Source organism: Herbaspirillum sp. B65 (assembly GCF_000333555.1).
In the GTDB taxonomy this organism is placed as follows: Bacteria; Pseudomonadota; Gammaproteobacteria; order Burkholderiales; family Burkholderiaceae_D; genus Herbaspirillum; species Herbaspirillum rubrisubalbicans.
This window is the reverse complement of record NZ_BADI01000340.1, coordinates 1-13,768: the sequence shown is the minus strand read 5'-3', so window position 1 is coordinate 13,768 and position 13,768 is coordinate 1. Positions and strand designations below refer to the sequence as shown.

Sequence of the window (13,768 nt, the reverse complement as noted above, 5' to 3'; positions counted from 1 at the left end):
CAGCGTGCCGTGTCAGCGCCGGTGGTGCGCCCGATTCGCTTTCCTGCTGCGCGCGCCGCAGTCGTTCGCGGCTGTTGGTGAGGTGATTGCGCATGCCGCCCCGGGCCGCTTCGGAGTCGCCGCGGGCGATGGCATCGAAGATATCTTCATGTTCGCGCTGCACCCGGTCCAGGTAGCTCGACTGCTGGTCGTGGGCCAGTTCGGCGGTGTTGATGCGCTTGCGCGGGATCACGCCCATGCCGAGATGGCTGATGATCTCGATGAAATAGCGGTTGCCGGTGGCGTTGGCAATGGCGAAGTGGAAGCGGAAATCCGGGCCCACGGTATCGCCGCCGTTCAACTGGTTGTCCCTGAACAGGTCCAGCGCCTGGCGGATTTCCTGCAATTGCTCTTCGCTGCGGCGGGCCGCGGCCAGGCCGGCCGTCTCGGTTTCCAGGCTGATGCGCAACTCCAGCAGCGCCAGCAGGTCGCGCATGGTGGTGATGGTGGCCGGATCGATGTTGATGTTGGAACCCTTCTTGGCTTCCAGTACGAAGGTACCGATGCCGTGCCGGGTTTCCACCAGGCCGGCGGCCTGCAGGCGCGAGATGGCTTCGCGCACCACGGTGCGCGAGACCCCCTGGGTCTGCATGATTTCGGACTCGGTGGGCAGTTTCTCGCCCGGTTTGATGCTGCCGTTGTCGATCATGGCCGACAAGGTCGCCACCACCTCCTGCGACAGGCTCTGGGGCTTGCGGCGCGGGCGCAGCAGCGGGTTGGGGGTATCGCTTACATCCATATCGTTCTTTGATGGGGGCGCTGGCGGACCCGACTGGTGTTGTTGTGGGCGGTCCGCATCTGGCCGGGTGGAAATTGTCGCGTCATCTTACCAGATCGATAAGCCGGCACGACGCCAATGCCAGCCGTCCTCGTGAGAGTAGCGCACTTTGCGCAAGAGGTCAGACAAGTTTCGCCGGAATTTGATGCCGGCCGGTTTTTGATCGATATGAAGGAAAAGCAAGGGTACCTGACAGAATTACTCGGGTTTGTTATACTTGACTCAAATATTCGGGAATTCAGGGCAGCCGGCCGTGCCGGTTCATTTGTTTCTGGAGCGGAATCCATGCGTCTAACCACCAAAGGTCGTTTTGCCGTGACGGCGATGATTGACCTGGCCTTGCGCCAGGGCAAGGGCCCCGTCACGTTGTCGGCCATCAGCGAGCGCCAGGAAATTTCTTTATCATATCTGGAGCAGTTGTTCGGCAAGTTGCGGCGTCACCAGATCGTCGAGTCCGTCAGAGGCCCCGGCGGTGGTTACAATCTCGCCCGCAAGGCCGCCGACGTGTCGGTGGCCGACATCATCATCGCGGTGGACGAACCCCTGGATGCAACCCAGTGCGGTGGCAAGGAAAATTGCCACAGTGCGGCCCATCCGGGCGGGGCGCGCTGCATGACGCATGAGCTGTGGTCCACCCTGAATGAAAAAATGGTCGAGTACCTGGATTCGGTATCGCTCCAGGACCTGGTCGACCAGCAAAAAGAACCCAAGCCGGTGGAGCATCGCGCCGCCGACTCGCAGAGCGTGGTGGTATTGCACCGCCCGCAAGCCGCAGCCTGATTTGGAGCAAGCACATATGAACGCACCCCTGGAAAAAAGCCTGCTGGAGACCATCAAGGCTCCGCACTTCCCGATTTACATGGATTACTCGGCGACCACTCCGGTCGATCCGCGCGTGGCCGACAAGATGATCCCCTACCTGCGCGAGCAGTTCGGTAATCCCGCCTCGCGCAGCCACATGTATGGCTGGACCGCTGAAAAGGCGGTGGAAGAGGCGCGTGAAGAAGTGGCCAAGCTGGTCAATGCCGACTCGCGCGAGATCATCTGGACCTCCGGCGCCACCGAGAGCAACAACCTGGCCATCAAGGGCGCGGCGCAGTTCTACAAGTCCAAGGGCAAGCACATCATCACCGTCAAGACCGAGCACAAGGCGGTGCTGGACACCTTCCGCGAGCTGGAGCGCGTGGGCTTCGAAGCCACCTACCTGCAGCCGCAGGACAATGGCCTGGTCACCGTCGAGCAGATCGCCGCAGCCGTGCGTCCAGACACCATCCTGGTCTCGGTGATGCTGGTCAACAATGAGATCGGCGTGATCCAGCCGGTGCCGGAAATCGGTGAGTTCTGCCGCTCCAAGGGCATCATCTTCCACAGCGACGCGGCGCAAGCCACCGGCAAGGTGAAGATCGACCTGGAAAACTGGAAGGTCGACCTGATGAGCTTCTCGGCTCACAAGACCTACGGCCCCAAGGGCATCGGTGCGCTCTATGTGCGCCGCAAGCCGCGCGTGCGCATCGAAGCGCAGATGCACGGCGGTGGTCATGAGCGCGGCCTGCGTTCGGGCACCCTGGCTACCCACCAGATCGTGGGCATGGGTGAAGCCTTCCGCATCGCACGTGAAGAAATGGACAGCGAACTGGCCCGCATCCGCGCCCTGCGCGACCGCCTGGCCAAGGGCTTGCAGGAAATCGAAGAAACCTACATCAATGGTGACATGGAGCATCGCGTGCCCCACAACCTGAACGTGAGCTTCAACTACGTGGAAGGTGAGTCGCTGATCATGGCCATCAAGGATATCGCCGTCTCTTCCGGCTCGGCCTGCACCTCGGCCAGCCTGGAGCCGTCCTACGTGCTGCGCGCCCTGGGCCGCAGCGACGAACTGGCGCACAGCTCGATCCGCTTCACCATCGGTCGCTTCACCACCGAGGAAGACATCGACTTCACCATCGAACTGATCAAGAGCAAGGTCGGCAAGCTGCGCGAGCTGTCCCCGCTGTGGGACATGTACAAGGACGGCGTGGACCTGTCCACCATCCAGTGGGCGGCCCACTAATCAGGACTCTGCCAGCCATCGCCAGCAGCCGCAGCAGGGCAGGGCGATGGTAGACACCATCATCTAGGGAGCAAGAACATGTCTTATTCGGAAAAAGTACTCGACCACTATGAAAACCCCCGCAACGTCGGCGCCTTCGAAAAGGGCGATGACACCGTGGGTACCGGCATGGTCGGCGCGCCGGCCTGCGGCGACGTGATGAAGCTGCAGATCAAGGTCGGCGCCGATGGCGTGATCCAGGATGCCAAGTTCAAGACCTATGGCTGCGGTTCGGCCATTGCCTCTTCCTCGCTGGTGACCGAATGGGTCAAGGGCAAGACCCTGGACCAGGCGCTGTCCATCAAGAACACCCAGATCGCCGAAGAACTGGCGCTGCCGCCGGTGAAGATCCACTGCTCGATCCTGGCCGAAGACGCCATCAAGGCGGCGGTGCAGGACTACAAGGCCAAGCACGGCGAGGACCAGAAGGCCAAGGCCGCCTGAGCGGCGTTTCCCGGCAACAGGCATCGGCCGTTTTCGATTTCGTAAGGCAAGCATCATGGCAATCACGTTGACAGAGAAGGCAGCAAAACACATCAGCCGCTACATGGAGCGCCGTGGCAAAGGCATCGGCCTGCGCCTGGGCGTGCGCACCACCGGCTGCTCCGGCCTGGCCTACAAGCTGGAGTATGTGGATGAACAAGCGGCCGAAGACACCGTCTTCGAGTCGCATGGCGTGCGCGTCTTCGTCGATCCCAAGAGCCTGCCCTACATCGATGGCACCGAGCTGGACTTTGCCCGCGAAGGCTTGAACGAAGGGTTCAAGTTCCAGAATCCCAACGTCAAGGATGAGTGCGGCTGCGGCGAAAGCTTCCGCATCTGAGTCTGAATCTGATCCCCGATCCCGGATGGGATCATCGTCGATGCCGTCGCGCCGCCGTGGTGGCGCAGCGGCCAGTGCTTAGCCGGCTCGTGATAGCCTTGTGACAGCCTCGTGATGGCGCCATGCGGGGCCGCCTGGTCACCGTGCCGTCCTTGATGTGCCAAGCCTGTTGCGGTCCGACAGGCTTTTTTATTTTTCAGCCATGCAAAACCACTACGACCTGTTCCAGTTGCCGCAACGCTTTGCCATCGACCAGAAGGCGCTGGAGCAGGCATACCACCAGGTGCAGAGCCAAGCTCACCCGGACAAGTTCGCCCATGCCAGCGACGCCGAAAAGCGCGTGGCCATGCAATGGGCTACCCGCGCCAACGAGGCCTACCAGACGCTGAAGAATCCCCTGAAGCGCGCTCGTTACCTGTGCGAGCTGCATGGCGTGGACTTGCAGACCGAGTCCAATACCGCCATGGCCCCGGCCTTCCTGATGCAGCAGATGGAGTGGCGCGAAATGCTCGACGATGCCAAGGCCGGCAAGGATATCGACGCGCTGGAACGCCTCAACGCCGAACTGCTGGCTGAGAAGAAAGCCGAGATCGCCCGCATCGAAGCCCTGCTCGATGCCGCCGATTACGCTGCGGCCGGACAACTGGTGCGCCAATTGATGTTTCTCGACAAGTTCGGTGCCGAGATCGGCGATGCCTTCGCCCTGATCGAAGGCTGATCCGCGAAAGCCGCCCATGCCCGACCTGTTCCTCTTCCTGCTGGCCGCCATGACGCTGACCCTGGCCCCCGGCCCGGATAACCTCTACGTGCTCACCCGGGGCATCGCGCAAGGTCGCCAGGCCGGCCTGGTGGCCGCCGCCGGTTTCTGCTCGGGATTGATCTTCCATACGCTGCTGGCGGTGCTGGGTTTTGCCGCCCTGATCAAGGCCTACGCGCCGGCCTACCACGCCCTGCAATATGCGGGCGCGGCTTACCTGGCCTATCTCGGCGTGCGCACGCTGCGCTCGGCCTCGGCCGGCATCGCGCTGGCTGCGGATGGGCAGGGCATGAGCGCCGTACCGCTGCGCCGCATCTACTGGCAAAGCGTGCTGGCCAACATGCTCAATCCCAAGGTGACGCTGTTCTTCATCGCCTTCCTGCCGCAGTTCGTGCGGCGCGAAGCCGGTCATGAAGCCTTGCAGATGCTGGTACTGGCGCTGGTGTTCATTGTCCAGGCCTTTGTCATCTTCAGCGCCATCGCGCTTTTTTCCGGCAGCGTCGGGGCTTACTTCCGCCGCCGTGCCACTGCTTCCGTCCATCTGAACCGCCTTGCAGGTTGCGCCTTCATCGGCCTCGGCATTCGGATGGCCTTACCTGAATAACGCTTCACGACCCGTCCACCTCCTATGGCTTTACTGCAGATTTCCGAACCGGGCATGTCCACCGCGCCGCACCAGCGCCGTCTGGCCGTTGGCATCGACCTGGGCACCACCAATTCGCTGGTGGCCACCGTGCGCAACAGCATCCCTGAAGTGTTGGCCGATGACGATGGCCGCGTACTGCTGCCCTCCATCGTGCGCTACCTGCCCAATGGCCACGCCAACATCGGCTACAAGGCCCAGGCCGCGCAGACCATCGATCCGCGCAATACCATCGTCTCGGTCAAGCGCTTCATGGGCCGTGGCCTCAAGGACATCGCCCACGCCGAGAACATGCCCTATGACTTCCAGGACCAGCCTGGCATGGTGCAGATCAAGACCGTGGCGGGCGTCAAGAGTCCGGTGGAAGTCTCGGCCCAGATCCTGGCCACGCTGCGCCAGACTGCGGAAGACGCCTTGGGCGACGACCTGGTGGGTGCCGTCATCACGGTGCCGGCCTACTTCGACGATGCCCAGCGCCAAGCCACCAAGGATGCCGCGCAACTGGCTGGACTGAACGTGCTGCGCCTGTTGAACGAACCGACCGCCGCCGCCATCGCCTATGGTCTGGACAATGCCTCCGAAGGCATCTTCGCCGTCTACGACCTGGGCGGCGGTACCTTCGATATCTCCATCCTCAAGCTCACGCGTGGCGTCTTCGAGGTGCTCGCCACCGGGGGCGATTCGGCCCTGGGCGGGGATGACTTCGATCATCGTCTGTTCTGCTGGATCAGCCAGCAAGCCCAATTGCAGCCCCTGTCGGACGAAGATACGCGGCTCTTGATGGTCAAGGCGCGCGAGGTCAAGGAACTGCTCTCCACCAAGGACGAAGTGCAGATCGATGCGGCGCTCAAGTCCGGCGAGCAAGTCCACCTGTCCATCACCGCGGCGCAATTCAACGAGATCACCCAGCACCTGGTAGCCAAGACCATGACCCCGGTGCGCAAGGCCCTGCGCGACGCCGGCCTGACGGTGGAAGACGTGGATGGTGTGGTGCTGGTCGGCGGCGCCACCCGGATGCCGCACATCCGCCGCGCCGTGGGCGAGTTCTTCAAGACCAATCCGTTGTCCAACATCGACCCCGACAAGGTGGTGGCCCTGGGCGCCGCGGTGCAGGCCAATCTCTTGGCCGGCAACCGCGCCCCCGGCGACGACTGGCTGCTGTTGGACGTGATCCCGCTGTCGCTGGGCATCGAAACCATGGGCGGCCTGGCCGAGAAGGTCATCCCGCGCAATTCCACCATCCCCTGCGCCCGCGCCCAGGAATTCACCACCTTCAAGGATGGTCAGACTGCCATGGCGATCCACGTGGTGCAGGGCGAGCGCGAACTGGTGGCCGACTGCCGCTCGCTGGCGCGCTTCGAGCTGCGCGGCATCCCGCCCATGGCAGCCGGTGCGGCACGCATCCGCGTGACCTACCAGGTCGATGCCGATGGCTTGCTGGCGGTATCGGCGCGCGAAATGACTTCCGGCGTGGAAGCCTCCATCACCGTGAAACCCTCGTATGGCCTGGGCGACGATGAGATCGCCCGCATGTTGCAAGAATCCTTCAGTTCCGCCGACGAAGATATGCAGCGTCGCGCCCTGCGCGAAGAGCAGGTCGAAGCCGAGCGCATCGTCCTGGCCACCCGTTCGGCGCTGCAGGCCGATGCCGCGCTGCTGTCAGAAGATGAGCGCGTGGCCATCGAAGCCCAGATCGAAGCCGTGACCGCCGCCGCGCAAGGTAGCGACCATCTCGCCATCAAGGCAGCGGTGGATGCCTTGGCGCACGGCACCGAGGAATTCGCCGCGCGCCGCATGGACCGCAGTGTCCACGCCGCGCTGGCCGGCAAGAAACTGGATGAAGTTGCTTAAGCGATTTCATCACCTCAACACTGTAGACAAGACACGAGAGCCACCATGCCCCAGATCGTCATCTTCCCTCATCCGGTCCTCTGCCCTGAAGGCTCGGTGATCGACGCCCCCGCCGGCAAGACCCTGTGCGATGCGCTGCTGGACAGCGACATCGACATCGAGCACGCCTGCGAGAAGTCCTGCGCCTGTACCACCTGCCACGTGGTGATCCGCGAAGGCTTCGAGACCCTTGATGATCCGACCGACAAGGAAGAAGACTTGCTGGACATGGCCTGGGGCCTGGAAGCGACGTCCCGCCTGTCTTGCCAGGTGGTGCTGGGCGAAGACGACCTGACCGTCGAAATCCCCAAGTACACCATCAACCACGCGTCCGAAAACCACTGAACACGCCGCCAGCGCGGTGCAGGAGAGCGACATGAAATGGACCGATACCCAGCAGATCGCCGAGGAGCTTTGCGACAAGTTTCCCGAGGTCGATCCCAAGACCATCCGCTTTACCGACCTGCATCGCTGGGTGATGGAGCTGGATGGGTTTGCGGATGATCCCAATCGCTCCGGCGAGCGCATCCTGGAAGCGATCCAGGCGGCCTGGATTGCCGAGGCGCAGTAAGCCTCGGTAGCGCCGCCGTCAGCGGCAAAACAACGGCAATCTGGCCAAGGCTGATGTCGATTGGTTTCCTCAGTTTTAGGTGCGCGTCGTTTCAGATGAAGAACGTCGACATCCCTTTTGTCCCCGACGCATATTGGGGAAAAATTTTCTCCAATGCCTGGTCAGGGATGCGCATATGCTGCTCCGCCAGCGCACACAGCACGGCGCGGAAATCGGTGGTGATGGCCAGGTCGCGGCCTTCGTTCAAGGCTGCCTGGTTCAGGCCCGGCCATTGTCCGTAGATCTTGCCGCCGCGCAGGTTGCCGCCCATCAGCCACATGGCATTACCGTGCCCATGATCGGTGCCGCCATTGCCGTTTTCGCGGAAGGTGCGGCCGAATTCGGACATCACCACGATCACCGTGTCATTGAAGGCCGGCCCCAGTTCGCGCGCCAGCGTGGCCAGGCCCGCGCCTAGCGGCGAAAGGCGGGCCGCCAGTTGGCCGGTGCCATTGCCCTGGCCGATATGGGTGTCCCAGCCACCGGCGGCCAGGAAGGCCAGTCGGATGCGCGGATCGTGACGCATCAGGCGGCCCAGGCGCGCCGTATCCATCGACATGCCATTGGGCAGCGGGGCACCATTGTTGGCCATCTGCTGTTCCTGGCTATTGATCTCGGCCATGAGTTGCTTGCGCGCTGCCAGGCCATCGCGATAGGCCTTGCCCAGCGCATCGTCGTCGCCATAGAGCGGGTCGAAGACCCGGCTCCAGCGCGGTTGGTCGATCATGCTCGGGCGCGTGGCCTCGCGCCCGGTGGGCAGGTTGGCCGCCACGTTGTGGCCGCTCAGGATGCGCGGCGTGGCGTTGCCTACGTTGATGGTCTGTAGCGGCGATTGCGCCGGCGGCAGGTAATCCATGACGCGGTTGAGCCAGCCATCAGGCGTATTGTGCTGGCCCGGCGTGCCGGTCTCCATGTAGTCCTGCGCCTCGAAGTGCGAGCGCGAACTATCGGGGGAGCCGGACGCATGGACGAAGGCTAGTTGGCCGCTTTGCCAGTACGGCATCAGCGGTTGCAGGGCCGGGTGCAGGCCGAAGTAGCCGGTCAGGTCGAGTACGCCATTGGCTTGTCCCGGACGCGCCACCGCAATGGTTGGCCGTGCCTGGTAATACGCGCCATCGCCATACGGCACCACTACGTTGAGACCATCGACGGCACCCCGCAGGAACACCACCACCATGCGCGGCGCGCCATCGCCTGCGGCATGGGGCCGCGCGGCCGGCGCGCCGTAGGCCACCTGGCCGGAGGAGATATGGTTGGCGCTACTGGCCCGGCTGATGCTCTTGTCGCCGGTGGGCACCACGGCGCAACCGGACAGGCCGATGGGGACCAGGATGGCGCCGCTGCCGGCAGCGCCCAGGTAACGGAGGAAATCGCGGCGGTTCATGGTGCCTCTGCAGGGTCAGCGTTTCATGAAATCGGGACTGCCCAGGATCAGGCTGGCCCGCTGGTTCTCGGGTGCGGCCTCGATGCGGGCAGCGGTCTGGGACGTAATGGCCGGGCCCAGGGTGGCGCGCAACAATTGCGCGTCCAGCGGGCGGAGCTCGGCCTTGGAGGGCGGCGGCGTGCCTTCGGGCCGCGCGATGGGCGACCAGCCGCTGGCCAGGTAGCCGGCGAAGTTGATCCGTCGCAGCAGGGCATCGGGATTGAGCCAGGCCGCCTGCGAATACTTGTAGCCCTCGGGCGTAAGCCAGCCATAGAGTGGCATCCCGAACTGGCTCAGATCGCCATTGACCGCCTTGGCATTGCGCACCGGGATGTCTCCCGCGCGCAGGGCCGAGACCACGAATTGGTAGGGCGTCTTGAACTGGGTCTGGTAATTGCTGCGCGCCCAGAATTGCGGGCTGTCGAAGAGCGTCTGCAAGACGGCGCGGATATCGCCGTGGGTGCTCAGGAATTTCTGCGCGAGCTTGTGCACCAGCGCCGGATCGGCTTGGTCAGACACGAAATACTGCACCAGCTGCGTGGCAATGAAGCGTGCCGTCGAGGGATGATTGGCCAGGATGTCGAGCGCCGCTTCGCCCTCCTGGTAGCCGCTGGCGGCCAACGGCTTGCCGAGGAAGACCTTGGGGCCATTGTCATGGCGCTGCGCGATGAAGCGGAAGGGCGCCGCGCCAGCCTTCATGGCATCGACATCGATGGTCCAGCCCGAGAGGATGCGCGCCAGCGTGATCACGTCGGCTTGCTGGTAGCCGCCATTCACGCCCAGGGTATGCAGCTCCATCAACTCGCGCGCGTAATTTTCGTTCAAGCCCTTGAAGCGTCCACGCGCACCGGGGGTGCCGGCGCCGCTGGAGAGCCAGTTGTCGAGGTAGTAGAGCATGGCCGGGTGATGTGCCACCGCGCCCAGCAGTTCGCGGAAGTTGCCCAGCGCATAGGGGCGGATGGCATTCTTTTCATAATCCCCGACCCAGTAGCGTACCCAATCCTTGCCCTCGAAGACGTTGAAGTGATTGGCCCAGAATTCGGTCATCACTTCTTCCAACTGACGCGGGCTTTCTGTGGCCTGCAGCAGCCGCGCCATATGCCATTGCGGCGTCAGTTCGCGCGCGGCACGCTGGCGCGCGACGGCCTGTTCTTCCTTGCTGATGTTGCGCTCGAAGGAGGGCGGACCATAATCGACGAACAATTGCGAGGTCGTCATCTGCAGCCCCGGCAAGGCTGCCAGACTGGCTTGCAGCTCGGCGGGCAAGGGGATGCGCTCGGGATGCAATTGCTGGTCGATGTAGCGCTTCACGCCCATGTGCTCGACCTGCTCCAGATCACCCGGACGGGGACCGTAGCCCAGGCGGTTGAGCACGTGCAGGGCGCGTTCCTGCTCCGACAGCGGGGCGCTGGCCGGCCCCGCTGCCGCTGCAGCCTGGGCCTGGCCGCCGGCAGTGATCAGCAGTGCCAGCGTCAACAGTAGTCGCGCCGGGAGCAGGGACGGACAACGCAGCGGTAACGGGGGCATCGTGAGCCCTCGCGGGTTCGGAAAATGGGGAAGCCAGTATCGTCAATGGCCTGCTTGACGGCTGTAAGCAAGTGTAATGTGCGGCGTGCCGCAGTACCCCGGCACTGGCGGCATAACGCCTGGGTCGGGGTTGAGGTTGTCATCATGCCGCTTGTCAGCGACAAAAAAAGCAGGTCTTGTCTCGATACTTGTTACTTCATACACGGTGTTACAAAGCTGACGCTATCGTCAGCTTGTCGAGCACGGGTCGCTGTAGAAAAACTTGCTTTTTCTCGATGTTTTTCAGACGATTCTTATGCGCTGGTGGCGCGCGCTCCGCCAAAATAAGGCCTTTGCCAACGCCGCGCCCGCTCGCCGGACAATGTGCAGAAGAAAGCTTCATATCACCACAATACGAGGGGACAGCGCATGACATGGAAAGTGGGATCGAAGATGCGCATCGCCTTGCTCGACGACCACGCCGTGGTGCGCTACGGTCTGGCCAAGCGACTGGCCGAGGAGCCGGACTTTTCGGTCATCGGCGCTTTTGCCACCAGCAAGGAGTTGATGACGGCATTGCGGGCCGAGCCGGCCGACCTGCTATTGATCGATTATTCACTGGGTAGCAACGACATCGATGGCCTGAACCTGATCCGTGCGCTGCGGGTGCGCTTCCCGCGCAGCAAGATCCTGGTGACCTCGGCTCACAGCAGCCCGGCCACCGTGGTCATGGCCATGAAGGCTGGGGCGCGCGGTTTCGTGGGCAAGTCGCAGGAACTGAGCGAACTGATCCTGGCCATCCGCGCCATCCACACCGGCCGTGAATACCTGAGCATTGCCATGAGCCGCGAACTGGCCGCCCTGCAAGCCGCCGATCCCGGTGCGCGCAGCGAGCCCGAACCAGCGCCGCCGCGCCGCCGCCGTGCGCGCAATACGCCACCTTCGTCCGATACGCTCTCCGACATGCCCAACCTGTCGCCGCGCGAGCGCGAAGTCTTGCGCTGTTGCCTGGATGGCTTGTCGGTCACGGACATTGCCGAAAAATTCGCACGCAGCATCAAGACCATCAGTTGCCAGAAGCAATCGGCCTTCCGCAAGCTGGGAGTGCGCAGTGACAACGAATTGTTCAAGATCGAATACCAGATCAAGGACTTGTGAACGCCGCATCAGGAAAAGGGGGAGTGATGATGAAGGATAGTGGGCCGCGCGTGCTCCTGGTCGATGATTCGGCCACGATACGCTACGCCATGCAAAACCGTTTGCAGATGCTGGGTTGCCAGGTCGATTGCGTGGCCGATGGCGGCAGCGCCCTGGCCGCCATCCAGGCCCAGCCCTATGGGATGGTGCTGCTGGATTGCTTCCTGCCGGACATGCCCGGCCCGGAAGTGGCGCGCCAGGTGCGTCTGCTGGAGCAACACGATTCGACGCGTCCCTACACGCCGCTCATCGGCATCTCGGCCGAGGCTGACGCGGCCCATGTGCAGCGCTGCCTGGACAGCGGCATGGATGGGACGCTCGACAAGCCCTTGCAGACCGTGGCCATCCGCCGCCTGCTGGCCTTGTGGTGCGATCACGAAAGCGGCGAAGACGGGGCGCCGGCCACGGCCGAAGAAGAACACAGCCAGGATCTGGCACGCTTGTTCATCCAGACCGCCCAGAGCGACCTGCAAGCCTTGCAGCAGGCCAGCGTGACGGGTGATGCGGCACGACTGGGCCAGCTCACGCACCGCATGAAGGGGGCGGCGCTGACCATGGGGCGGGCCGAGATCGTGGCCCTGCTGGAATGCGTGGAAGAAGCGCTGCGCGCTGACACCGATGAACGGCAAGCCATCGGCCTGCTGTTGCAATCCCTCTCCAGTGCCTTGCAGGCGCGCAGCCTGCAATCCTGAACCGATTCCCAGCGAGGGGGGCTGTGGTTCAGGCGCCGACCCAGGGCAGGCCGGCCTTGCACCAGCCTTCCACCGTCTTGCGATGACCGGCGGCATCCTTGTTGCCCTCGAAGCCTTCCAGGATATCGAAGCAGCGGCTATAGCCATGTTCGCTGGCCAGCTTGGCCGCGTGCTTGGAACGCACGCCGGAACGGCACAGGAACAGCACGATGTCTTGCGGTGCGGCCACCTGGCGCAATTGCTCCAGGAATTGCGGATTGGGCTGGCCTTCGGGGTACAGGTTCCACTGCACCGCCAGGTGCTGCGCCGCCGGGATCTGGACCATGCCCACCCAGTCGCGCTCGGCGCGGGTGCGCACGTCGACCAGCTTGACGGCGGGATCGGCCTGGATCAAGGCCAGCGCTTCTTGCGGAGTGACGGCGCCGGCATAGGGGAGTTGGCCTTCGGTGGCACGTTGGGTGGCGGTGGCGAGAATGGCTTGGGTGCTCATGGGCAATCGCTTTCTTGGATCTCTTGATGGGATGAGGGGATGCGTTCGGGATGAGGTCTTGCGTCCTGCATCTTGATTCTAAACAATATAAACATTTCGGCAATTTTCCCAAGACTGTGCACGTTTTTCAGCCGGGGCCTCCTTGCTCCACGATGGCGCACGCACCAATGCGGGGCGTTTCAGATGTATTGCTCAATATGTGCATTATTGTGGTGCGCTTTATATAAAATGCACCATAATAATGCGCATGAAGAGGTGCTCTGCACCGCTCCCAGCGGGCGTTTTGCCGGCTCCTCCCTAAAATATTCCATTATTGGCGCACCTGAAAGGTTGATGGCATGGAATCTGCTATCATCCGCGACTGAGTTCGGCGCAAGACCGTTGTATCAAATGCAAAGATCCAGTCGCAGAAAACGGCTCAACACCCCAATTTATACTACTTCCTCGTTTTAGGAGATTCGCATGGCAAGGACGGCCGCAGAGGTTTTGAAGATGGTGAAGGACAACGAAGTCAAGTTTGTCGACTTCCGTTTCGCTGACACCCGTGGCAAGGAACAGCACGTTTCCGTGCCTGTTTCGCATTTCGACATCGACAAGTTCGAATCCGGTCACGCCTTCGACGGTTCGTCGATCGCCGGCTGGAAGGGTATCGAAGCCTCCGACATGCTGCTGATCCCGGACCCCAACACCGCCAACATCGACCCGTTCATGGAAGAGACCACTCTCTTCATGCAATGTGACGTGATCGAGCCGTCCGACGGCAAGGGCTACGACCGCGATCCGCGCTCCATCGCCAAGCGCGCTGAAGCCTACCGAAGTCCTCCGGCCGGG

16 protein-coding genes are annotated in these 13,768 nt (G+C 62.9%); 12 read left to right on the top strand and 4 right to left on the bottom strand.

Annotated elements, in window-relative coordinates; all coding sequences use genetic code 11:
• Positions 1-778, bottom strand: a 778-nt coding sequence (locus tag I5W_RS08565; protein ID WP_044528903.1) for a FadR/GntR family transcriptional regulator, incomplete at its 3' end; no start/stop codon positions are given.
• Between the two features lie 324 nt (positions 779-1,102).
• On the opposite strand from I5W_RS08565, the gene iscR reads away from it, so the two are divergent.
• From iscR to iscX, 9 genes are all read left to right on the top strand, one after another.
• Positions 1,103-1,597: a Fe-S cluster assembly transcriptional regulator IscR gene (gene iscR, locus I5W_RS08560; RefSeq protein WP_017451602.1), complete on the top strand. Its 495-nt coding sequence runs from the start codon at positions 1,103-1,105 to the stop codon at positions 1,595-1,597.
• A gap of 16 nt (positions 1,598-1,613) precedes the next feature.
• On the top strand, positions 1,614-2,867 hold the full coding sequence (locus I5W_RS08555; protein ID WP_017451603.1) for an IscS subfamily cysteine desulfurase: 1,254 nt from the start codon (positions 1,614-1,616) through the stop codon (positions 2,865-2,867).
• Between the two features lie 78 nt (positions 2,868-2,945).
• Entirely contained in the window at positions 2,946-3,350 is a 405-nt protein-coding gene (gene iscU, locus I5W_RS08550; RefSeq protein WP_017451604.1) for a Fe-S cluster assembly scaffold IscU, read from the top strand.
• A 55-nt stretch (positions 3,351-3,405) separates the two neighbouring features.
• Positions 3,406-3,729 (top strand): iron-sulfur cluster assembly protein IscA, encoded by a 324-nt coding sequence (iscA, locus tag I5W_RS08545; RefSeq protein ID WP_017451605.1) that lies wholly within the window; start codon positions 3,406-3,408, stop codon positions 3,727-3,729.
• A 202-nt stretch (positions 3,730-3,931) separates the two neighbouring features.
• Positions 3,932-4,447 carry a Fe-S protein assembly co-chaperone HscB gene (gene hscB / locus I5W_RS08540; RefSeq protein ID WP_044528902.1) on the top strand — a complete coding sequence of 172 codons (516 nt, stop codon included), beginning with the start codon at positions 3,932-3,934 and terminating at the stop codon, positions 4,445-4,447.
• A gap of 16 nt (positions 4,448-4,463) precedes the next feature.
• Entirely contained in the window at positions 4,464-5,090 is a 627-nt protein-coding gene (locus I5W_RS08535; RefSeq protein WP_044528901.1) for a LysE family translocator, read from the top strand.
• Between the two features lie 24 nt (positions 5,091-5,114).
• Positions 5,115-6,980: a Fe-S protein assembly chaperone HscA gene (gene hscA / locus I5W_RS08530; RefSeq protein ID WP_017451608.1), complete on the top strand. Its 1,866-nt coding sequence runs from the start codon at positions 5,115-5,117 to the stop codon at positions 6,978-6,980.
• A gap of 45 nt (positions 6,981-7,025) precedes the next feature.
• On the top strand, positions 7,026-7,364 hold the full coding sequence (fdx, locus tag I5W_RS08525) for an ISC system 2Fe-2S type ferredoxin (RefSeq protein WP_044528900.1): 339 nt from the start codon (positions 7,026-7,028) through the stop codon (positions 7,362-7,364).
• 31 nt (positions 7,365-7,395) lie between these two features.
• Positions 7,396-7,590 (top strand): Fe-S cluster assembly protein IscX, encoded by a 195-nt coding sequence (gene iscX / locus I5W_RS08520; protein ID WP_044528899.1) that lies wholly within the window; start codon positions 7,396-7,398, stop codon positions 7,588-7,590.
• 91 nt (positions 7,591-7,681) lie between these two features.
• On the opposite strand, the gene I5W_RS08515 is transcribed toward iscX, so the two are convergent.
• Both I5W_RS08515 and I5W_RS08510 read right to left on the bottom strand, forming a co-directional pair.
• A complete protein-coding gene (locus tag I5W_RS08515; RefSeq protein WP_044528898.1) occupies positions 7,682-9,013 on the bottom strand; it encodes a DUF1501 domain-containing protein in 1,332 nt (443 codons plus the stop codon).
• A gap of 15 nt (positions 9,014-9,028) precedes the next feature.
• Positions 9,029-10,579 (bottom strand): DUF1800 domain-containing protein, encoded by a 1,551-nt coding sequence (locus I5W_RS08510; protein WP_044528897.1) that lies wholly within the window; start codon positions 10,577-10,579, stop codon positions 9,029-9,031.
• A 408-nt stretch (positions 10,580-10,987) separates the two neighbouring features.
• Between I5W_RS08510 and I5W_RS08505 the strand changes: the two genes are divergently transcribed.
• Together I5W_RS08505 and I5W_RS08500 are read left to right on the top strand one after the other, a co-directional pair.
• Entirely contained in the window at positions 10,988-11,716 is a 729-nt protein-coding gene (locus I5W_RS08505; RefSeq protein ID WP_017451616.1) for a response regulator, read from the top strand.
• A 26-nt stretch (positions 11,717-11,742) separates the two neighbouring features.
• Positions 11,743-12,447, top strand: a complete 705-nt coding sequence (locus I5W_RS08500) for a response regulator (protein ID WP_044528896.1) — start codon at positions 11,743-11,745, stop codon at positions 12,445-12,447.
• Between the two features lie 28 nt (positions 12,448-12,475).
• Here I5W_RS08500 and I5W_RS08495 read toward each other — a convergent pair whose 3' ends face one another.
• A complete protein-coding gene (locus I5W_RS08495) occupies positions 12,476-12,937 on the bottom strand; it encodes a rhodanese-like domain-containing protein (protein WP_017451618.1) in 462 nt (153 codons plus the stop codon).
• Positions 12,938-13,399: 462 nt separating this feature from the next.
• On the opposite strand from I5W_RS08495, the gene I5W_RS08490 reads away from it, so the two are divergent.
• A partial coding sequence (locus I5W_RS08490) for a glutamine synthetase beta-grasp domain-containing protein (protein WP_199901720.1) occupies positions 13,400-13,768 on the top strand: 369 nt, incomplete at its 3' end.